The following is a 21,983-nucleotide window of genomic DNA, read 5'->3' on the forward strand; positions in this document are numbered from 1 at the left end:
TAATACCGGATGGCGGCGTTAACGTCGCCATCCGGCAATTTATACCGCAGTGTGCTCCTGGCGCAGCCGCTCAATAATATCCTGCCGCAACAGAAACTTCTGCACTTTGCCAGAGGCGGTTCTGGGCAGTTTTTCTACGATGACGATCCGTTCCGGATATTTATACTTCGCTACCCGTTTTCGACTGAAAAAAGCGATCACCTCTTCCAGCGTCAGCGAAAGGTTCGGCGGTTTTAAGACTACATACGCGCATGAACGTTCGCCTAAGCGTTCATCAGGCATAGCAACGACGCAAGCATCGTGTATGCGGGGGTGTTGCAATAAAATATCCTCCACCTCGCGACTGCTGATATTTTCACCTCCACGTATAATAATATCCTTTTTGCGCCCGGTAATTTTGATATAACCGTCTTCATCCATGCGGCAGAGGTCGCCGCTGTAATACCAGCCCTCATTATCCAGTGCGCGGGCGGTAAGTTCCGGCTCGTCCAGGTATCCCATAAAAACGTTCGGCCCGCGCGAGGCTTCTTCGCCTTCGTGGCCTGCTGGAAGCGTATTGCGATCTTCATCCACGATTTTAATTTCTACACCGGTGGCGGCATAACCATCGGTGTTCATCATGCGTGAAGTCGAATCACCCAGATTAACCATCGAGTGTGGAGAACTTTCTGTAGAACCGTAAATACTCAATAATTTGATACCGCGCTGCTGGCAGTCGCGGGCAACCTTTTTGGGAATAGTCGTGCCGCCGCATAAGAAGAATCGCAGTGAGGAGAGGTCGGCAGGCTGTTGCTCAACGGCACAAAGCAGATCGTAAATAAACGGCGTCGCGCCTGACATACAGGTACAGCGTTGCTGCGCTAATAAGGTAAGGCAGGCTTCTGGGGTAAAGATGTCCAGCAATACGCTACGCGCCCCGATTAAAAAGGGCGCGGTGACGCCGTGTAAAAATCCGGTGGCGTGGCCCAGTGGCGCAGGCATCAGGAACACATCTTGCCAGGTTAAATTCAACCGCGCGCAATACGCCCGTTCGCTGGCAAGAATATTATTGTGGGTCAACATCACCCCTTTCGGCATTCCTTCTGTGCCGGAGGTAAACAGCACTGCCGCCAGCTCATCACCGTGAATGTTAATGTCTGACTGCAACGGTTCGCTGCGGTCGATGATTTGACTAAGCGCAAGCGCTGTGGTGGCAGGCGCCAGTTTATCCACGCCGACAATATGCGTCAGATGGCGCAGTTGATTTTGTAGCGGAAGGATAAGATCGACCGGACGATTCTGTTTGAAGACGGTGGGGGCGAAGAATATTTTAGCCTGACATTTGTTCAGCACCCAAACCAGCTCTGCTTCTCGCCAGGCGGGAAGTAGCGGGACAGATACCGCGCCCGTTTTCAGGCAGGCCAGATAAATGAGGGTAAACTCACACCAGCCCGGAAGCTGAAAGGCCACGCGATCGCCCGGTTGAATCCCCTGAGACAGTAACCAGTTTGCCAGGCGGCTTGCCGCGCAGTCGAGTGCGGCGTAGGTCCAGGACGCGCCATGATTATCGACCACGGCGATTTTATCGGGTACGGCGCGTGCGGTTTGCCGCCAGTAGTCGCCCAGTGAAGCATCGCCCCAGTAGCCGGACTCGCGATAGGTTTTCCGCCTTGCGGCGTCAAACGTTAATGTAACACTCATTGACTTGTTCTCTATTAATACAAATGACGTAATCTCCGGGGGCAAGCCGAATAAGACGCCGTAGCGTCGTTATCCGGTGTTTCAGAGCGTCAGCCGTAGCGAAACTCAACGCCGAACGTTCCCGCCGGGTATTCCCATTTTTCGAGAAGAGTATTGCCGCAGAGAACCCTGCAGGTCCCGCATTCCAGGCAGCCCGCGGAGTCAAAATGAATATTTCCCGCATCGTCCAGCTTATAGAGTCCGGCAGGGCAGGCTTTTATTAATTTATTAAACTCCTGCATGTCAGGCGAGGAGCGCAAAATGATATGTGGGTGTCCTTCATCTACGTAAAATTTATTTACGCCCAATTTGACGTCAACATTCACCTTATTGTCCGAACTCATAATGCCGTAGCCCCTTTTATGCCGTCTTTTAATAGATTCACCAGTCCAATTTTTTTCGCATGTGACAGGATAGTTTTACGCAACGGTGGGACTGGACCGCCATCAACGGTGAACAGATCGCCCACAATGTTTGCCGCCATTCGCGGGTACTCGGTAAAAAGCCGTGGGTTTTCCATTAATCCGGGGAGTTTGCGGAAATGCCGCATATCGCGTAACACGCCGTTTTTCTCCAGCGCGCGTTTGTAACCGGCAAGACTCGCGGCGGAAAAATCTTGCCGCGCTTTAGCGTCAATGGCGGTTTGAGCGGCCGCTTGCGCGGACGCGATGGCTAAATCCATGCCGCGGACGGTATAACCGAGATTCAGGCAAAGACCGGCGGCGTCGCCGACAATCATCACGCCGTCATTTGCCAGCTCCGGCATCATTGCTATGCCGCCTTCGGGCACCATATGAGCGGAGTATTCAAGCAGCGTTCCCCCCTGAATCAAAGGGCGTATTGCCGGATGCTGTTTAAAATCTTCCAGCATTTGCGGTACGCTTTTGGTCGCGTGAGCAATGTCGCCCAGGCCACATACCAGCCCCAGAGAAACCGAATCGCGGTTGGTATAAAGAAACCCGCCGCCCATGAGCCCGTTGGAGGGCGCGCCAGCGAATAACCAGGCGGCGCCTTCATGGGACGCCAGATTAAAGCGCTCTTCAATAAGTGCCGGAGAGAGCCCAATCAACTCTTTTACGCCGACGGCATAGTGATGCGCAGAAGAGACAGGCACCATGTCCAGCGAACGGCCCAGCATGGAATTCACGCCGTCCGCGAGAATCACAATATTCGCATCCAGAATATCATCCCCGGCCTGAACGCCAGTGACGCGATTGCCTTCACGTACCAGAGCGTCGACCCGTACACCTGGGATAAACTGCGCGCCAGCCTGCTCCGCTTGCGCCATTAGCCACGGGTCCAGTTTGTTGCGCAGTACGGTATATGACGTAAGGGGCGGAGTAGGGGGCGCGCGGTGAAAATCAAGTGTGACGGCGCTTTCTTCGGTTAAAAAGGAGATTTTTTCACGGGTAACGACGCGTTCGATGGGGGCGGATGTTGCGAATCCCGGCATAATACTTTCGATACTGTGAGCGTAGAGCCGGCCACCGGTCATATTTTTGCTGCCCGCGCTGTTTCCGCGTTCAATAACCAGTACATCCAGTCCCGCTTTTGCCATCACATACGCGGCGACCGTTCCTGCTACGCCTGCGCCCACCACAATAGCGTCAAATTTATCATCCGACATGCTTTATGCTCCTTTCCCGCCGTATCGACGACGGGAGATGTGCGTTGAAAAAGGAATTAGCGGCTTAACTGGTCGATGAGGGCAGGAACAACCTTATAGATATCGCCCACCAGACCATAATCGGCATAATTGAAAATGGGCGCGTTTTTATCTTTGTTTATTGCGACAATAATTTTTGCGCCGTTTCCACCCACCATATGTTGAATTTGGCCGGAAATGCCCAGCGTCAGATAGAGATCGGATTTCAACAGAACGCCGGATACGCCAATATAACGCTCACGTTCCATCCAGTTTTCACCTTCCGCAATGGGGCGGGAACAGCCCACTTCTGCGCCGAGGACGGTCGCCAGTTTATGCACCATATCCAGATCGCTTTGCGCCGCCAGGCCTCGTCCTACGCCGATGACCCGTTTGGCTTTGCTCAAATCGACGCTGCTTAACGATTTCGCGCGCCGCTGCTGGCACAATACCTCGTGGCGTGGGGCAATATATGCCAGCGTGGTTTGCGGGCAAGTATGACCGGGGAGAGGGGCGGCGGGTTCCAGCACGCCGGGTGCCAGCGTAATAATCGCCTGCGGGCTGTTTAATTTCTCTTTGCCGAAAGCAAGTCCGCCGTACATGCGATGCTCTGCGTGTAGCGTCCCGTCGAGGAGGTCAATAGACGTCGCGTCGTTCACCATCACGGCGTCAAGCTGGATGCTCAGCCGGGCGCCAAGCGCTTTACAGCGCTTGGTCGCCGCCATGAGCAGCAGCCCATTTTGGTCGCCTAATAACGAGGCCAGCGTTTCGGCATAGTTTTCCACGCGCTGCAAATCCGTATGCGATTCAAGAATGACTATCTCATCAGCGCCAAGCGCTTTCACGTAGTCGATCTCCGTGTTTCCTTGCACGATGGCGTAAACTTTTTCTCCCCACTGCCGCGCGCCGGTCATTAATTCAGCATAACGCTCTACGTTATCGCTAAATACCCATACGTTAGCTAAATGATTCATGATAATTTTTCTCCGTTGGGCTTAGTTCAGGGATTTTTTCAAATGGTCGGCCAGTGCGGTGATGGCTTCCGGCGAATCGTTATCGAGAATGATATGCTTGCGTTCTGTCTGCGGCGGTACCAAGATGGCGACCAGTTCCGCCAGTGGCGTGGTTGGGGTCCAGTGGATATCGCTCGCCAGCCACGACGTAACGGCTTTTTTCCCGGCGCCGAGAATGGCTTTCATTGACGGGATGCGTGGAACGTTAATATCTGAGGTCACGCAAAGCACCGCGGGCAGCGTGAGCTCGATAATTTCAACTTCTTCTTCCAGTGTGCGTTCAACGATGATTTTGTCGCCGTCGCGTTGAATATGGCTTACTGCGTTGATGACGGGGAGTTTCAGGAGTTCGCCAGTCAGCAGGCCCACCTGTTGGGCATAAATATCGCCGGAGCCCTCTCCAAAGAGCAGCAGGTCAAAGCCGATTTTCTCCGCCGCGGATGCTAGCGCCAGCGCGGTTTCTTTGGGCAGAGCGTGCTCCAGTTGCGCATCCTGAACCATAAAAAGCGCATCCGGCCCGCGGGATAACACATCTTTGCGGACTTTTGAATTTTGTAACAGAGAGCCGCCGACGGTGAGCGCGGCGATCTCGTCGCCATCGGCAGCTAACTGCGCGGCGGCCTCAATTGCATTTAAATCAAACTGGCTGATTTTGGCCTCGGCACGATCAAAATTGAGCGAATGCTCCGGGGTCACGGTAATGTCCTGTTCTTCAGGCACCAACTTAAAGCAGGTTATTATTTTCATTGCATCTCCAGTGAGTCGCGTGCGGATAAGTAACGTAAATCTGACTGAAAATAGTCTGCGGCAGTCTGAAGAGGTTTACGATGGGTCAATCTGTTTTCCTTGCCAACAATCTTGCACAAAAAATCTGCGAACAGAGAATCGTTAGCAACCATCTGAAAAGGGCGTCATAAAAATATAAATACGGTAGTGAGAATAATAAGTGCGAAGCATATCATCATTTTTTAACATGAAACGTGCGATGTTGTTTCTGTGAGGTTAAAAGAAAACATCAAAGATATGTCGGCTATGTATTTTTGTCTGATAATACGCTATCGACAGGTAATCTGAGCTGTCTGCAAAAGAACATAATATCTTGCATTCGGAACGAATAATCTTGTTTTGCTGGTAATCTCCACGGTTGTACAACACTGACGCTCGCTTTATTTTATCCTGGTTATCTTTTTAAACCTGACAGAGGTTATTATGTATCAGCGCTGTTTTGACTCCGCCGCGGAGACGATTTTTGAACAGGACAAGACCCCTCGATTTTCACGTTTTGTCATTAGCGATGATCCAAACTGGGAGTCTGGCCATCATATGCATGATAATGAAACAGAGCTTATTTACGTCAAAAAAGGGATAGCCAGGTTAATTATTGACTCTTCACTCTACGTCGCGCATGCGGACGATATTGTCGTCGTTGAGCGGGGGCGGCTACACGCTGTAGCATCCGACAGCAATTCGCCGGCTACCACCTATACCTGTGCGCTGTATGGGTTTTGTTTTCCAGGTTGGGAAGAAAACCAACTATTGCAGAGTCATTCCTGTCCGGTGGTTTCCGTGGTTCAGGGGAAAGAGGTCATTAAAAGTATCTTTAATGAATTAAGCGTGTTACTTCCGCAGGGGAAAAACGTATTGGCTTCCTCTGTATACGATGCATTTGCTTACACTCTGACCGCACTTTACTATGAAAATTTTAAAAATGCCTATCGTTCTGAACAAGGCTACATTAAAAAAGATGTATTAATTAAGGATGTACTTGTTTATCTCAATAATAATTATCGTGAGAAAATCACGCTTGACCAGCTATCGAAAAAATTTCGCGCCAGCGTCAGTTATATATGCCATGAATTTGCCAAGGAATATCATATATCCCCTATCAACTATGTTATTCAACGACGTATGACCGAGGCCAAGTTTGCGCTGACAAACACTGAGTCGCCACTGGCAGAAATTTCATGGCGGGTAGGATATGAAAATGTGGACCATTTTGCCAAATTGTTTATGCGGCATGTAGGATGTTCTCCCAACGATTATCGTAAGCAATTTAAAAATAGTCTGGTTGAGCAGGCGTATTTGCTGCCAAATACCTGACGGCGAAATTTATCTGATTTATTCGGCCTGATGCCGTAAAGCAGTCAGGCCGAATAAGACGTTCCGGTACGATCCTTACTTGTTCTGATAGTCTTTCAGAATCTGGCGTCCTGCCACATAGATCATAATTTCATCCGTGCCGCCACCGATACGTTCGCAGCGAACATCGCGCCAGAAGCGGGAGACACGGGCTTCGTCAGTATAACCAAGCCCACCCATAATCTGAATCGCATCGTCAATCACTTCCATCGCTGTGCGTGCGCAGTACAGCTTAGCCAGCGCGGCGCTGGTACGCAGTGACTCTTCCCGATCGGCCTGCCAGGCGACTTTCAACACCATATTGCGCATGTTTTCGATTTTGATGGCCATTAACGCCAGCTTTTCCTGGATCATCTGGTTATGGCCGATGGGTTTACCAAAGGCGATACGCTGGTTGGCGTAACGGGCGGCATCTTCAAATGCGCATTCGGCGAAACCTGTACTGCGCGCCGCATTAATCAAACGCTCCATTTCAAAATTGTACATGACATTGAGGAAACCCATGCCTTCTTCACCGACCCGGTCGCTTTCGTCCACCTCGACATTATCGAGATAAACTTCGCATGTACTCAACATGTGCCAGCCAATTTTGTGCAGCGGATTAATCTTTATGCCCGGTTTATTTGAGTCCACCCACCAAAGCGTGAACGCTTTTTTAGGATCTTTTGGCTCCGTATCGCGCGCCAGAACCAGCATGTAAGGATATTCTTTTGCACCGGTGATAAATGTTTTTTGGCCGTTAAGATAAACCTTGCCGTTTTTACGCGTCCAGGTTGTTGTGGCGCTATTATTATCAGAGCCCGCGCCAGGTTCTGTTAAAGCTAGCGCATATGCTGGATCGCCGGTGGCCAGAGTACTTTCTGCTGTTTTACGCAGTTGTTCTGCGGAACCAAAACGGCGCATACTGTGAATGCATTGGCCGTTGGTAATCAAAAAGGCCGGAGCACCGCATTTTGAGATTTCCATCAGCGCCAGCATTTGCGTTACATAGTCAGCCGGAATGCCGCCGAATTCTTCCGGGACGCCCAGCATCGAAATACCGTTTTCCGCCAGCGCCTGCATAAATTCTTTGGGATAGGTGCCCGTTTGATCGCAGGTACGGAAATACTCTTCCGGAAAATTGCTGGTGATTAACTCGCGAATACTGGCCAGTAATAGTTCTTGTTCTTCAGTTAATGAAAAATCCATATTTGTACTCCTTTTAATGTGTTGCGTCAGGAAGCGTGAATCCCATAGTGCTATCGGTAAATAATCTTGTGTCCATCAGTTTTAAATCTGGTGAGATAACCGGTGAAAAATCCATCTTGTCAAGAATATCCCGTTGCAGATCGACGCCAGGCGCAATTTCAATTAAATGCAGGCCATCTTGTTTGAGAGTGAAAACCGCACGTTCAGTGATGTAACGCACATCTAACCCGCGCTCAAGCGCAATTTTTCCACTGAACGTAATTTCCGGCAGTTCGCTGACGAATTTTTTGACGCGACCTTCCTGCAGAATATTTAATTTGCCATCGGTAATTTCAGTTTTTAAACTTCCGGCCGTCAGAGTTCCGCAGAAAATAATTTTTTGCGACGTTGCGCTAATATCGATAAACCCGCCGGTGCCCATAATTTTGCCGTTGAATTTATGTACACCGACATTACCGTGTTGATCCACTTCGGCAAAACTTAAATAGCAGACATCGAGCCCACCGCCGTGATAAAAATCAAATTGTGAGGTCATATCAAGGATCGCGCGGGTATTGACATTGGCACCGAAGGCCACGCCCTGAGAGGTAATACCGCCCACCGGGCCTGTTTCCACGGTCAGCACGAAGTCATCGGCGCAGCCTTCCTCGCGAGCGACCAGACCAATACCGTCGGCAATGCCTACGCCCACATTGCCTACCGCGCCTTTACGCATTTCAAACAGCGCGCGTCGGGCTACCAGCTTGCGCTGATTAAGGGGCAGGGTAAGCTGGGTACTGTCATCAAGAGTAAAATCCCCGGAGATAAATCGGTTCACCGGCGCGCCGCCATAGAGTTGCGTCTGGTCGGCGTCGACAACCACAATATCCACCAGATAGCCGGGAATACGCACGGATTTTGGATGCAGCGTGGCTTTTTTTACCATTTTCTGCACCTGCATCATTACAATACCGCCATTATTGTGAACGGCCTGGGCGATCACCAGCGCATCAAGATACATCACCTCATCTTCAAATGATGCATAGCCTTCGCTGTCGCAGGTGGTGGCGCGGATAAAAGCCACATTAGGCGCTATCGCTTTATAATAGAGATATTCTTTATTATCGATCTCTACCAGCTTAATGAGATCTTCTTTAGTCACGTCGTTTAATTTTCCGCCCTGTTGGCGAGGGTCGACAAAGGTACCAATACCGATATCGCTCAGAATACCCGGCTGGTGTGCGGCGCTGGCGCGCAGCGTCTGGGTTAATACGCCTTGTGGGTAGTTATAGGCGGCGATTTTATTTTGTTCAGCCAGTTCAGAAATACGGGGAGATTGCCCCCAATGTCCGCATAGCGCCCATTTTACCAATCCCTCCTGCGCCAGCGGGCTGATGCCGCGATCGGCGCGGTCACCTAATCCGGTAGGGCTAATAATAGATAAATCTCGTGGTGACTGGGTTGTTTGATATTTATCTGCCAGTGCGGTAATTAATGTTGTCGCTTCGAGAATGCCGCCGCCTGCGCCCAGAATACATAAAGTGGCCTCGTCCGGGATATAATTTACTGCTTCTTGTGCAGAGAGCACGGGAACGCGGCCATTAATGCGTGATGGCTTATTGAGTTTCATATTTACTCCACTATTATCCCTGAAAGCAATATCGATATAACCGTGTTAAGGTAATAAAGACAGCGGCTTTCAATGAATATGGAACATATTCATGTCAGATAACTATTTATTTTATTGTGGCAGAAAGAGAATATTCCGCCACACGATAAAGTATTACGCCTGGTGCAATATAGTTAATACGGTACGCAGATCGGCTACCGATATTTGTCCCGGCGCAGATGCTTTTTTCACCGCGCCAAACGTTGCTGCAGAACCGAACACTTCGCCGGCAAGACGAGATATTACCCCGGTTTTCGACATCGACATGGTAATAATCGGACGATCCGCATAGCGCTCCTGCATTTCTACAGTGGCGGTAAGTAAGGTCAGGACATCGGCTTTAGTCTGCGGCATGACGGCGATCTTCGGAATATCGGCGCCCAGTTCCTGCATTTTACGCAGACGCTGAACAATCTCTTCCGCTGCGGGCGTTTTATGAAAATCATGGTTAGACATGATCACCGCAACGTTGTGTTGATGAGCATAGCCGACGGTGGCTTTCACCTCATCGTCGCCGGTAAAAAGCTCAAGATCGATCATATCGACCAGACCGCTGTCAACCGCTGCACGATTCAGAGCGATATACTGTCCGGTGGTTAGCGCCTGTTCGCCGCCTTCTTTCGCGCTGCGGAAGGTAAATAGCAAGGGTTTATCGGTAATAATCTCCCGGATGGCGCCGGCGGCCTCAAGTACGCTTTCCGCCGTTGTCACGTTGGCAAAATGGTCAACGCGCCACTCCAGAATATCGAAATCCGCTTCACGGTAGGCGAGTGCTTCCGATTTCACATCGGTAATGGTTTTTCCCATTAGCGACACAATGATCTTTGGCGCGCCTTCGCCAACCACGAGATCTCTTACAGTTACGGTTTTCATTTGGTACCCTTCATTGTCATTCGTCGCAATTATAATTTTACCGGTCAGGCTGTGAATCCCATCACCTGCTTCACATAGTCCAATGGAAACGCTTTTCCTGTCCACAGTTCAAACTGTTCGGCTCCTTGCCATAACAACATGCCGTAACCATCAATTGTTTTGCAACCAGCTTGTTGCGCCTGCTGCAATAACTTTGTCATATGCGGATTATAAACACATTCGGTGACCAGCAATTCAGGGCGGAGCAGGGAAACATCGCCGATCAGGGATTCGTTCTCCAATGGTTTCATGCCAACTTTGGTGCCGTTCGTCAGAATATCTGCGCTGGCAAGCGCTTCAGTAAAAGCGTGCTGATCGGCAAGATCGGTGACGGTAACGACGCAATCGGTGTTTTCATTCACCCGCTTCGCAAAGGCAACCGCTTTTTCGAAAAAGTCATCTTTACGGTTAAACAGTTTAATTTCCTTAATGCCTTCAATGGCTGCCTGGGCGCCAATGGCGGTAGCCGCGCCTCCCGCGCCGAGCAGCACCATGGTTTTTCCCCGAATATCGAAACCGCTTTCTTTAATTGCCCGAATATGGCCCGTACCATCCGTATTGTAGCCGCGTAGATAGCCGTCATCGTTAACAATGGTGTTGATAGCGCCAACCAGTTTTGCTGCTGGCGTTAATTCATCAACATACTCACACGCGAGCTGTTTGTTTGGCATGGAGACGCCCGTACCGCGCATTTTTAATGCTTTCAGTCCTTCAATAGCGCTGGCAAACGTCGTGTTATCCACTTCGAAAGCCATATAGGTATACGGTAGCCCCGCTTTTTCTAACGCTTTGTTTTGCATTTCGGGCGATAAGCTATGACGGATAGGATACGCCATAAGACCAATTAATTCATATTTTGCGGTAACATCCATTTTATACTCCTTAATAAGTGGACAGTGCAGAGCAGGGCGCATGCCTGTTGCGCATAGTTAACATTTTTACTGGAAATAACGCTCGCCAAATCGGACATCGTTTTGCGGGATCTTAAATACGCGATAATAGCGAATAAATACAATAATGGCGGTGATAAATGTCAGTAGTGCAAAGGCAAAATCTAACAAAATGATATATTGCAGGCCAATAGTAGAGAGATAACCGGTAATCAGTGGGATAAGAAAGTTAGCTACGCCCCCCATCATCATATATATACTGGTGACTTTAGCTTTACTCTTAGGGAAAAATTCCGACATTACCGATACGCCTAATTGTAAAATACCTCCAGCAGCGGAAAAACCAATCACGAAGGCGCCAGCATTACAGATCAGTGGAGAGGGATACAGGTAAATTGCCGCAGCGGTGAGTGTCGCCAGCCCGGCATTGAAAACATTGGCCCAGATGGGGCGAACCATTTTTTTCAGCAATGCGGCAAAAATAAACACGCAAACCAACGATCCCATACTGTAATAAGAGATGGTTTTCAGCGCGTCGGATTCCGCCATTCCGGCGAAGGCCATCGCATATTTAGGCATCCAGACCACAATCACATAGAAGGTTGAGAACGCGGCGACGCCAAATAAAACGGAAGCTACGCCTTCCAGCCAGACGAGGGGAGTACTGTTCATCTGGGGTAATTCTTTCGCAATACTGGCATCGACAAGTTGGCTGGGAAAACGGCTTTTCAACAGCATCAACGTGATGAGGACGAAAAGGATACCGGGGATTACCACCGCGTAGCCGTACCAGATATGGTTGACTAACAAGGCGCTGACGATAAGGGGATAAATCATTTGCCCAAAAGAGACCATCGCTTTAACCAGAATAACTGCCGAGCCCGATGCTTTGGGAAAACACTCCATTAATGCAGGGTATCCGCCGGTATCCAGCGCGGAGTTCGCCACGCCGACACACACCGCTAATATGAAAGCGATCATCAGGTTAGGACTGGCGGGAATACCGAAGAAAAACAGCATATATAGTACGGCGCCAAGCAGTATTATTGCCCGACGGCCAAATTTATCGGACAGTACGCCAAAGAATAAAATACTGACCAGACGGCCAAGACCAATGCCAGAGATTAAATAGGCGATACCGGCGCTATCCGTGGAGAATTTCTGTGCAAGGGAGGTCATGTTCTGGGCTAGTGTAATAACACTCATGCCGTGGAGAAAGTAACTAAAATAAATGCAGATAACAGCCAGCAAATATGGCATGTTGCGAGCCTTGTTCTGAGACATTTGTTCACAGCTCCTTGCTGATGGTTTGATTCAATGTCCTGCTTATTACTGCTTTACTACATGCAGCGATTGTTCAGTAACACTATAAGTCGGTACTGTCGTTATATGTACATAACATGGCGTTTAAAATGCCAGGTTTATTGCATTGATAGCATTTCATTTGTTAGCCAGGAAATATAAAAATTGCTGCGAATTTGTTGTTTAATACATATAACTCGTGATGCTCATCGCAATTTTTCTGATAAGTGTGAAGATAATGAATAATAATTAACACGAAAATTACATTTTTGTTTCCCTGTGATAATGGCTAACGTTTTATTTTGCATAGCAAGGCAATAATATTGCAGTTGGCACGCTAACATTTATTGCGCAGTTGACGCTGCTTCAGCGTGATGTTGTGATTCAGCCCGACTTCGGTAACCGATGAACAGTGCGAGGAGAAATCCCACTGCGGCGATACCGGTATCAAACCACATAATATGTGCAATGCTCATTTCTGAAATCCGCGCTGTGATCAACGGAATAGTGAACGTCGCGATACTGCCGGCGCTGTAATAAATACCGGTCGCTTTACCTTTCTCCTGTGGAAAACGGGCCGCCATCAGCGTCAGGCCGATTTGTACTACGCCACCGGCGGAAGAGAATCCAATGACGAATGCGAAGATCATAACAACATAGGCCTGAGGATGCAGGCAGACCGTCAGAAGCGCAATAAAAGAGATAAAGGTATAAAACATCAATAATGTGGTAGAGCGAATTGTTTTTCTGACCAGCGGGGCGGTTATAAAAACGCACAGTAGCGAGCCGCAGGTATAAATACTTAACAGTTTGATGGATTGGGTATACGACATTCCTGCGACGAACTGTCCATACTGCGCCAGCCACTGGCTGATAAGGTAAAAGGTTGCCATCGAGATATAGCCATAAAGGGTGTAGCTGATAAGATCGATGAGGGAGCAATGATGTACGCCTGCGACAGGCGCTTGCGAGATTTTGGGTTTCAATATCCGACCTGGATAGGGTGGAAAAGGGCAGCGTAATAAAAACAGAGCATTAATAAGCATGATCGCCCCGGCAAGCAGGAAGGACCAGCCAAACCACATATTAGCCCAGACTAATAAACTGATAATAATGGGCAACAAGAATTGCCCGCCAGAGACAAATGCTTTGATCAGAATATTTGCCGTACTGGGGGAGCGAGGGAAGGCTTCCATCAAACTGGGATAGGTACCTGCATCCAAAAAACTGTTGGCCATACCCGCTAAAAAGCCACAGGCATAAGCGACAAAAATCGTCTGAGCATAAAGAATGCCAATGAAAAAAATCAGGTAACAGGCGGTCCCCAGAATGATAAAAGGACGGCGACCAAAGCGATCGGAAAGCATACCGGCGATTAACAAAACGCTTAGCCGGCCAATACCAAGCGAAGAGATCACAATAGATACGCCTGCGGCACTGGTATGCCATTGCTGTTCAAGCGATGACATGTTCAGGCTCATCAGGATAACCCCCATGCCATGTACAAAGTAATTAAAATACAACCCTACAGCGGTAGGGAAATAACGATTTTTCATATTATCTGACTCAGAGATGCCGCCTGAACGTTACAGTGGTATACACAGGCAGGAAGCATATTGGATAGGGTGACAAGTCAATGTCGTGATTGTGTGGTTTTCTATCCGGTATCAATACGATGCGGCGATAAAGTTTACGTCTAACACAGCCGCTCCAGATCATGTGCGAAAAGTTCGGCAGCAACAGATTGATAAATTTTCCACTCGATAAAATCACCCTCTGTATAAATGGACTGAAAAGAAGATAAATCAGGGAAGTAACGCATTGTATTATTGCCGATGCGGTTATTTATTTTGTCAACAATGGCGTTAATTCGTCGCTGTCTCTTGGCTTTCATTTCCTTTAACCTGGCAATGATTTCTGGAGAGATGGGAGTGTCGCCAGCTTCCCATCGTTGCCAGGTTGCCGAATTATTATCCTGGGTGATATAGATTGTGCATTCTTCAATCGTCATATCAAAAATACGCCGTAGTGCTTGTAGTTCTAACGCGTTCATCATTTTTTAGGCTTTTATATGAAAAAAGTGATGCTATAAATAGCACCACCGACACCGTTTCGACTTGAACAGAATCACACTATTTTGTGCAATATTATTTGTTCGTTGCAGATATCGCGGTGTTGAAGGAAAACGGGAGCTGGCTTATGTAACAATGTGGCGAAAAAAGTTAAAAAAAAAGCCCATCGTAGGAGACGGGCAAAGACTACACACAGCAATTCGTTGTTTCACTCAGGGGATTTCCATGCTTATAAATCAATGTGTTGATTTATAACCGTGTGCTAATAGTAGGCATGAGCACTTTTTGCGTCGATCAGATTCGTCTCAATAGTTTAAAAACTGTAACGGATTTGCGACAGAAATGAGATGCGGCGGGGAACAGACGGGCGAATCAAAATGGGGTGTGCGTTGAATTGATAAACGTCGCTAAAGCATCGGGCGGCAATGCCGCCCGACGGGATTATGACTGCTTGTTGGCTTCCTCGATGTCATCCAGCTCTTCAAGGATCTCCTCTGGTTCATTCGTCGGCGCCGGAACTTCATGTACCCATGCGGAGAACAAACGCCAGGTCACGGCCAGAAGCACCGGTCCAATAAACAGACCAATCATACCGAATGCAATCAGGCCGCCGATTACCCCGGAAAGGATCAGAAGCAGCGGTAAATCGGCACCCATGCGGATGAGTACCGGGCGAATCACGTTATCCAGAGTGCCGACGACGGCGCTCCAAACCAGCAGCACGGTGCCCCAGGTGGTGTCGCCTGTCCAGTAAAGCCAGATAATGGCTGGAATCAATACCGGCAACGGCCCCAACTGAACCAGACACGAAAGGATCATCACTACCGTCAACAGGGTAGCGTAAGGCACGCCGGAAATCGCCAGACCGACGCCGCCAAGTACCGCCTGTACCAGCGCGGTGACCACCACGCCAAGCGCCACGGCGCGGATCGCCTGGGCAGCCAGCAGAACCGCCGCATCGCCGCGTTTAGCCGCGAGACGACAGGCAAAATGGCGTATTCCCATCGCCACTTGTTCGCCGCGCCAGTAAAGCAGGGCGCTAAACAACAGCATCAGGGCGCAGTGCATCATAAAGCGTCCGATATGCGCCGCCTGACCGACAAACCAGGTCGTGGTTGTGCCGATATAAGGCCGCACTTTCGCCATAATAGCGCTACCGCCCATATCCAGCAGGCTATGCCATCCGGCATACAGTTTGGCGCCAACCAACGGAATATTATTTAACCATGCCAGATCGGGTAGCGTCATATCGCCGCCGGTCACTGCATGGATGAGCGGGCCGCTACCATCGACTATGCTGTTCACCAGCAAGGCGACGGGAATAACGAAGAGCAGCACTAACAGCAGCGTCATGACCAGTACGGCAAGCGAGCGGCGGCCCCACAATATTTTTTGTAATTTCAGCAAAACGGGCCAGGTCGCGATAACAATCGTACCTGCCCATGCAAACCCCAAAATAAAAGGCTGTACTATCCACAAACAGGCCACAATCATGATGGCTAAAAACAGCACCGATAGCAGCACTTGCGCAATATCCCTGGGCTGACGAACATTTACCATAAATACTTTTCACCTTTGTCTTTGCGCCAGAACGTTGGCGCGACGTGAACATGCAAACCACACCCTATAATGATGAGCAATTTCAGCGGTTTTTAACAGGCCGATTCTGCATGTAATTCTGTTGGGCGCACAGGAAAAAAATGTGATACAACAAATAACGCAACACGCAAACGATTAAGCATCCCTTCCTGTGCGTAGACCGCTCGCGCTCGCCGGGTTGGGCGCCACCGTTCACAACATAGACCGCAGGAAAAGGTCAATATAATGATTCCACAAATTTCTCAGGCACCCGGCGTCGTTCAGCTGGTGCTCAATTTTTTGCAGGCGCTGGAGCAGCAAGGGTTTACGGGCGATACGGCAACCAGCTATGCCGACCGTCTGACAATGTCGACCGATAACAGTATCTACCAGCTTCTTCCCGATGCTGTTGTGTTTCCCCGTTCTACGGCGGATGTCGCGCTTCTTGCCCGTCTGGCGGCGGAGCCGCGCTTTACGTCGCTGATATTTACCCCTCGAGGCGGCGGTACTGGCACGAATGGCCAGGCGCTAAACCAGGGCATTATTGTTGATATGTCCCGCTATATGAACCGCATTATTGAAATTAATCCTGAAGAGGGATGGGTGCGGGTAGAGGCGGGGGTGATAAAAGATCAGCTTAATCAGGCGTTAAAGCCGTATGGCTATTTTTTTGCGCCGGAACTTTCCACCAGTAATCGCGCCACGCTTGGCGGTATGATTAATACCGATGCCTCTGGTCAGGGTTCGCTGGTCTATGGGAAAACGTCAGATCACGTCTTAGGCATACGGGCCGTATTGTTGGGGGGCGATATCCTTGACACGCAATCGATGCCCGTAGAGCTTGCCCGGACGCTGGGTGAAAACACGACGATGCCAGGCCGCATCTATCAGGCCGTCTATCAGTCCTGCCTGGAAAACCGTCAACTTATCCTCGATAGCTTTCCAAAGCTCAATCGTTTCCTGACAGGCTACGATTTACGCCACGTCTTTAACGATGACATGACCCGCTTCGATCTTACCCGCATCTTAACGGGGTCGGAAGGGACGCTGGCGTTTATTACTGAAGCCCGGCTGGATATTACCCCGATACCCAAAGTCCGCCGTCTGGTGAATGTAAAATACGACTCCTTTGATTCCGCGCTGCGTAACGCCCCTTTTATGGTTGATGCGCGCGCCTTATCCGTCGAGACGGTCGATTCCAAAGTCCTTAACCTCGCTCGGGAAGATATTGTCTGGCACTCCGTTAGCGAATTGATTACCGATGTGCCGGATAAAGAGATGCTTGGCCTGAATATCGTAGAATTCGCGGGTGACGATGAAGCGCTTATTGACGGACAGGTCGAGGCGCTGTGCCACCGGCTGGATGGCCTGATGGCGCGTGCGGAAGCGGGCGTGATCGGCTGGCAACTTTGTACCGATTTGACGGGTATTGAGCGTATTTACGCGATGCGTAAAAAAGCGGTAGGGCTGCTGGGTAATGCGAAAGGCGCTGCCAAACCGATTCCTTTTGCGGAAGATACCTGCGTGCCGCCTGAACATCTGGCCGATTACATCGCCGAATTTCGCGCCCTGCTGGATGGTCATGGCTTAAGTTACGGCATGTTCGGCCACGTGGATGCCGGGGTGCTGCATGTGCGTCCGGCGCTGGATATGTGCGATCCGCAGCAGGAACTGTTGATGAAACAGATCTCCGATGAGGTCGTCGCGCTGACCGCCAGATACGGCGGGCTGTTGTGGGGCGAGCATGGAAAAGGTTTCCGTGCGGAATACAGCCCGGCCTTTTTCGGCGAAGTCCTGTATGGCGAGCTGCGCAAAATAAAAGCGGCTTTTGATCCGCATAATCGACTTAACCCGGGTAAAATCTGTCCACCGCAGGGGATAGAGGCGCCGATGATGAAGGTGGATGCGGTAAAACGCGGCACCTGGGATCGGCAAATCCCGCTGGCGGTACGGCAGACCTGGCGCGGCGCTATGGAGTGTAATGGTAACGGCCTGTGCTTTAATTTCGATGCGAAAAGCCCAATGTGCCCGTCGATGAAAATTAGCCTTAACCGGATCCACTCGCCGAAAGGGCGGGCGACGCTGGTGCGGGAATGGCTCCGTCTATTGGCCGATCGCGGCGTCGATCCGTTGAAGCTGGAAAAGGAGTTGCCAGAAAAACGCGCCAGCTTACGCACGCTGATTGCCCGCACCCGGAATAGTTGGCACAAACGCAAAGGCGAGTATGACTTTTCCCATGAAGTTAAAGAGGCCATGTCCGGCTGTCTGGCGTGTAAAGCCTGTACGACCCAGTGTCCGATTAAAATCGATGTTCCGGAGTTTCGTTCACGTTTCTTACAGCTTTACCATACGCGTTATCTGCGTCCGGTACGCGATCATCTGGTGGCGACGGTCGAGACCTACGCGCCGCTGATGGCGCGTGCGCCAAAGACCTTTAACTTTTTTATTAACCAACCGGTAGTTCGTAATCTGGCGAAAAAACATATCGGTATGGTGGATTTACCTCTGCTTTCTGCCCCTTCATTGCAACAGCAACTGGTGGGCCATCCGTCTGCCAATATGACGCTTGAGCAACTGGAACGCATGAGCGCCGAGCAAAAAGCGAAAACGGTACTGGTGGTTCAGGATCCGTTTACCAGCTACTACGACGCCCGGGTCGTAGCGGACTTTATCCGCCTGGCGGAAAAGCTGGGCAGGAGGCCGGTATTGTTACCGTTCTCGCCGAATGGTAAGGCGCAGCATATTAAAGGTTTTCTTAATCGCTTTGCGAAAACGGCGAAAAAAACCTCTGAGTTCCTTAATCGGATCGCCGCGTTGGGGATGCCGATGGTGGGCGTCGATCCGGCGCTGGTTCTGTGTTATCGCGACGAATACAAACTGGCGCTGGGCGAACAGCGCGGCGATTTTCATGTGTTGCTGGTGAATGAATGGCTGGCGCAGGAAATAAATGCAAGACTGTCCGTCGAGGTGAGCGGCGAACCGTGGTACTTTTTTGGTCATTGTACGGAAGTCACGGCTTTACCCGGCGCGCCTGCGCAGTGGGCCGCCATCTTTGCCCATTTTGGCGCGAAGCTGGAAAATGTCAGCGTAGGCTGCTGCGGTATGGCGGGCACTTATGGACATGAACTCACCAATCATAAAAATTCGCTGGGAATTTATGAGCTATCCTGGCATCAGGCGATGCAACGTCTACCGCGAAACCGTTGCCTGGCAACCGGCTATTCCTGCCGAAGCCAGGTTAAACGCATTGAAGGTACGGGCGTGCGTCACCCGTTGCAGGCATTACTGGAGATTATAGGTTGATCTGGAAACGTGAAGTGACCCTCGATGCGCTTAATGCGATGGGGGAAGGGAATATGGTTGGCCTGCTTGATATCCGCTTTGAGCATATTGGGGACGATACGCTGGAAGCGACAATGCCCGTCGATCATCGAACCAAACAGCCGTTCGGCTTGCTGCATGGCGGAGCGTCTGTGGTGCTGGCGGAAAGTATCGGCTCGGTCGCAGGTTATCTGTGTACGCAGGGGGAGCAAAAGGTGGTGGGGCTGGAGGTGAATGCCAACCATGTACGGTCAGCGCGTCAGGGGCGCGTACGAGGCGTCTGTAAAGCGTTGCATACCGGGGCTCGCCATCAGGTCTGGCAGATAGAGATCTTTGATGAACAGGGACGTCTGTGCTGTTCTTCGCGCCTTACTACGGCGATTGTGTGACGTTGTCACCATAAAAGTGTGATGCATATTGCTTTTGGTCAAAATGTGCGCAGAAAAAGGTGATATACTGTGCACGTTTACACATAAGCGAGGATGATATGTCTACTGATTTAGACCCAACCCAACTGGCGATTGAATTTTTACGCCGTGATAAAACCGAACTTTCTCCCGCGCAGTATTTGAAGCGTTTAAAACAGCTGGAGTTAGAGTTTGCCGATCTCCTCACCCTCTCTGCAACCGAACTGAAAGAAGAGATCTATTTCGCCTGGCGGTTGGGCGTGCATTAATAAAGTCTGTGTAGGCCGGATAAGGCGTTAGCCGCCATCCGGCTATGTTACCAGGCGATCTCACCAGACACTGTCCCCCGGTAATAGATAACCCCCTTGATTTTGTTTAAAAAAAATACAGATCGCCATTTGTGCTAAAAAGGCGCGCGCTCTTTATGAGATTATTCTTATGCCCCTTCAAGAGCTAAGCCATTAAGAGTGCCGGAGATAAGCGCCGGATGGGGCCGGAACCCTTAAGCCTGTATTGAACAGACTTAAGGGTTTTTCTTTTCCGGGCGCGTAAAAAACTAAGGTCTGTCAATAACCGCTGGCATGTCGTCAGCCGTATGATTATTCAAAATACGGTTAGCCAGCACACCTGACATCATCGATCCGTTAACGTTCAGTGCCGTGCGGGCCATATCAACGATAGGTTCGATGGCAATAAAAATACCGACCAGCGCAACGGGAAAATTCAACGTCGACAGGACAATCAGCGCCGCGAACGTACCGCCGCCGCCGACGCCGGCTACGCCAATAGACCCTAGCGCAATGGCAGGCAACATCGCGGCCAGAAAATGCAGCGAGAGCGGATCAATGCCGATGGTGGGCGCAATCATCGCTACCATAATAGCCGGATAAATCCCGGCGCAGCCATTTTGCCCCATGCTGGAGCCAAACGAGGCGGAAATATTGGCAATGGGGCTTTGTACGCCAAATTTTTCCTGGGCGGAAATGGCCAGCGGGATAGAGGCTGCGCTGCTGCGGGAAACAAACGCAAAGGTTAAGACGGGCCACACCATTCTGAAATAACGCGCTGGATTATTACCGCTGAGGATCAGCAAGATAGCGTGCACGATAAACATCATGAAAATCGCGATGTAACAGGCGCCGATAAAACCAAGTAAGCTGGCGAATTGTTCAAGGTGGTATGATGAAAATACGGTAGTCATTAATGCCATGACGCCATAGGGCGTTAATGCAATAACGATACGTACCATCTTCATGACCCAGATCTGAATAGCGTTAATGCCTGCGCTTAATTTCTGACCTTCTTCCGGCGCCTCTTTTTTGACCTTTAACAGAGCGATCCCCGCTATTAGCGTGAAGATAACGATGCCGATAACGGAAACACTTCTGGCCCCCGTAAGATCAAGAAAAATATTAGTCGGAATCAGCGATGTCACTAACTGGGGAATCGACACCGCGGCAGTCTTATTGACTTCTTCTGTAGTTAACATTGACGGCATGTGCACAAAAGCGCTGGCGTCAAGCCCCAGTACATGGGCGGTCAGTAATCCGATAAAACCAGCAGCCATCACCAGGCATAACATGCATCCGACGATCGTCAGCGACATTTTTCCGATGCCGGCACTATTTTCCAGTTTATTGATGGCGGAAAGAATAGAAATAAAAATTAGCGGTATAGCGACCAGTTTCAACAGATGGACGTAACCATTGCCGACGATGCTGTACCATTCGATAATAGTTTTAGTGTGATTTGCTGAAATAAAATGCAGGGATAAACCAATAACAGCCCCTAAAAAGATAGCGATAAAAACGCTTTTCGACAGGGAATCGCTTTTTTGATTAATTCTCAAGATGACCCACGAGAAAACCAAAAAAAGTGCGATATACGCGAGCGTAACAACCATATTTTAAGCCTCTTGCCTCATTCAGCACCTGAAATGCCGGAAAGAGTTTACATAAACCTATAGCTCAAACTGAGTTATAGAACCGCAGCGGATTATAAAGAGCGCAACGCCAGGTATCCATACAAAAAATGGGGTTCTGACCTCGCCACCCGGCAATGTCGACAGCCTATTAATTAAATAGTCATTTTCTATACATCTTTTCGTTTTTGACCTGTCAGAACGGTTAATATCTTATAAATCATTAAT

Annotated in this window: 18 protein-coding genes and 1 other RNA gene; 4 read left to right on the forward strand and 15 right to left on the reverse strand. The window is 49.8% G+C overall.

From position 1 onward, the window contains the following. Positions 1-39 precede the first annotated feature (39 nt). From fadK to NBA72_RS01110, 5 genes are all read right to left on the reverse strand, one after another. Entirely contained in the window at positions 40-1,680 is a 1,641-nt protein-coding gene (gene fadK / locus NBA72_RS01090) for a medium-chain fatty-acid--CoA ligase (protein ID WP_042947422.1), read from the reverse strand. Between the two features lie 89 nt (positions 1,681-1,769). Beyond that, on the reverse strand, positions 1,770-2,063 hold the full coding sequence (locus tag NBA72_RS01095) for a ferredoxin family protein (RefSeq protein WP_000093362.1): 294 nt from the start codon (positions 2,061-2,063) through the stop codon (positions 1,770-1,772). After that, entirely contained in the window at positions 2,060-3,346 is a 1,287-nt protein-coding gene (locus NBA72_RS01100) for an FAD-dependent oxidoreductase (protein ID WP_001278565.1), read from the reverse strand. Before NBA72_RS01100 ends, NBA72_RS01095 begins: the two co-directional genes overlap by 4 nt. 56 nt (positions 3,347-3,402) lie before the next feature. Next, a complete protein-coding gene (locus NBA72_RS01105) occupies positions 3,403-4,338 on the reverse strand; it encodes an electron transfer flavoprotein subunit alpha (RefSeq protein WP_001015880.1) in 936 nt (311 codons plus the stop codon). A gap of 21 nt (positions 4,339-4,359) precedes the next feature. Then, complete coding sequence (locus tag NBA72_RS01110) at positions 4,360-5,124, reverse strand: electron transfer flavoprotein (protein ID WP_042947418.1); 765 nt, start codon at positions 5,122-5,124, stop codon at positions 4,360-4,362. Between the two features lie 462 nt (positions 5,125-5,586). Between NBA72_RS01110 and NBA72_RS01115 the strand changes: the two genes are divergently transcribed. Then, positions 5,587-6,477 (forward strand): AraC family transcriptional regulator, encoded by an 891-nt coding sequence (locus tag NBA72_RS01115; RefSeq protein ID WP_000284832.1) that lies wholly within the window; start codon positions 5,587-5,589, stop codon positions 6,475-6,477. Positions 6,478-6,552: 75 nt separating this feature from the next. Here NBA72_RS01115 and NBA72_RS01120 read toward each other — a convergent pair whose 3' ends face one another. From NBA72_RS01120 to ydiK, 9 genes are all read right to left on the reverse strand, one after another. Beyond that, the gene (locus NBA72_RS01120; protein WP_000347819.1) at positions 6,553-7,704 is read right to left on the reverse strand and encodes an acyl-CoA dehydrogenase; all 1,152 of its coding nucleotides are present in this window, start codon (positions 7,702-7,704) and stop codon (positions 6,553-6,555) included. Positions 7,705-7,717: 13 nt separating this feature from the next. After that, the gene (locus NBA72_RS01125; protein ID WP_000773598.1) at positions 7,718-9,313 is read right to left on the reverse strand and encodes an acyl CoA:acetate/3-ketoacid CoA transferase; all 1,596 of its coding nucleotides are present in this window, start codon (positions 9,311-9,313) and stop codon (positions 7,718-7,720) included. Between the two features lie 153 nt (positions 9,314-9,466). Continuing rightward, on the reverse strand, positions 9,467-10,225 hold the full coding sequence (gene aroD, locus NBA72_RS01130) for a type I 3-dehydroquinate dehydratase (protein ID WP_000860224.1): 759 nt from the start codon (positions 10,223-10,225) through the stop codon (positions 9,467-9,469). A 44-nt stretch (positions 10,226-10,269) separates the two neighbouring features. Then, positions 10,270-11,136 carry a quinate/shikimate dehydrogenase gene (gene ydiB, locus NBA72_RS01135; RefSeq protein WP_000383488.1) on the reverse strand — a complete coding sequence of 289 codons (867 nt, stop codon included), beginning with the start codon at positions 11,134-11,136 and terminating at the stop codon, positions 10,270-10,272. 66 nt (positions 11,137-11,202) lie between these two features. Continuing rightward, the gene (locus NBA72_RS01140; RefSeq protein ID WP_000081211.1) at positions 11,203-12,438 is read right to left on the reverse strand and encodes an MFS transporter; all 1,236 of its coding nucleotides are present in this window, start codon (positions 12,436-12,438) and stop codon (positions 11,203-11,205) included. A 362-nt stretch (positions 12,439-12,800) separates the two neighbouring features. Beyond that, positions 12,801-14,012, reverse strand: coding sequence for an MFS transporter (locus NBA72_RS01145; protein ID WP_000797667.1), 1,212 nt, complete (start codon positions 14,010-14,012; stop codon positions 12,801-12,803). A gap of 140 nt (positions 14,013-14,152) precedes the next feature. Further along, the gene (locus NBA72_RS01150; protein WP_000980454.1) at positions 14,153-14,512 is read right to left on the reverse strand and encodes a YdiL family protein; all 360 of its coding nucleotides are present in this window, start codon (positions 14,510-14,512) and stop codon (positions 14,153-14,155) included. A 167-nt stretch (positions 14,513-14,679) separates the two neighbouring features. Further along, an RNA gene (gene rprA, locus NBA72_RS01155) (antisense sRNA RprA) lies at positions 14,680-14,787 on the reverse strand. Between the two features lie 182 nt (positions 14,788-14,969). Continuing rightward, on the reverse strand, positions 14,970-16,088 hold the full coding sequence (ydiK, locus tag NBA72_RS01160; protein WP_000248615.1) for an AI-2E family transporter YdiK: 1,119 nt from the start codon (positions 16,086-16,088) through the stop codon (positions 14,970-14,972). 264 nt (positions 16,089-16,352) lie between these two features. Here ydiK and ydiJ point away from each other — a divergent pair, with 264 nt between their 5' ends. From ydiJ to NBA72_RS01175, 3 genes are all read left to right on the forward strand, one after another. Beyond that, entirely contained in the window at positions 16,353-19,409 is a 3,057-nt protein-coding gene (gene ydiJ / locus NBA72_RS01165) for a D-2-hydroxyglutarate dehydrogenase YdiJ (RefSeq protein ID WP_042947417.1), read from the forward strand. Continuing rightward, entirely contained in the window at positions 19,406-19,816 is a 411-nt protein-coding gene (menI, locus tag NBA72_RS01170; RefSeq protein ID WP_000637926.1) for a 1,4-dihydroxy-2-naphthoyl-CoA hydrolase, read from the forward strand. Before ydiJ ends, menI begins: the two co-directional genes overlap by 4 nt. A 98-nt stretch (positions 19,817-19,914) precedes the next feature. Continuing rightward, on the forward strand, positions 19,915-20,103 hold the full coding sequence (locus NBA72_RS01175; protein ID WP_001537749.1) for a YdiH family protein: 189 nt from the start codon (positions 19,915-19,917) through the stop codon (positions 20,101-20,103). 287 nt (positions 20,104-20,390) lie between these two features. Here NBA72_RS01175 and NBA72_RS01180 read toward each other — a convergent pair whose 3' ends face one another. Next, the gene (locus tag NBA72_RS01180; protein WP_042947413.1) at positions 20,391-21,737 is read right to left on the reverse strand and encodes an L-cystine transporter; all 1,347 of its coding nucleotides are present in this window, start codon (positions 21,735-21,737) and stop codon (positions 20,391-20,393) included. Positions 21,738-21,983 lie beyond the last annotated feature (246 nt).

Origin of the sequence: Salmonella sp. NW1250 (assembly GCF_051812965.1) — a bacterium.
Lineage (GTDB): Bacteria > Pseudomonadota > Gammaproteobacteria > Enterobacterales > Enterobacteriaceae > Salmonella > Salmonella enterica.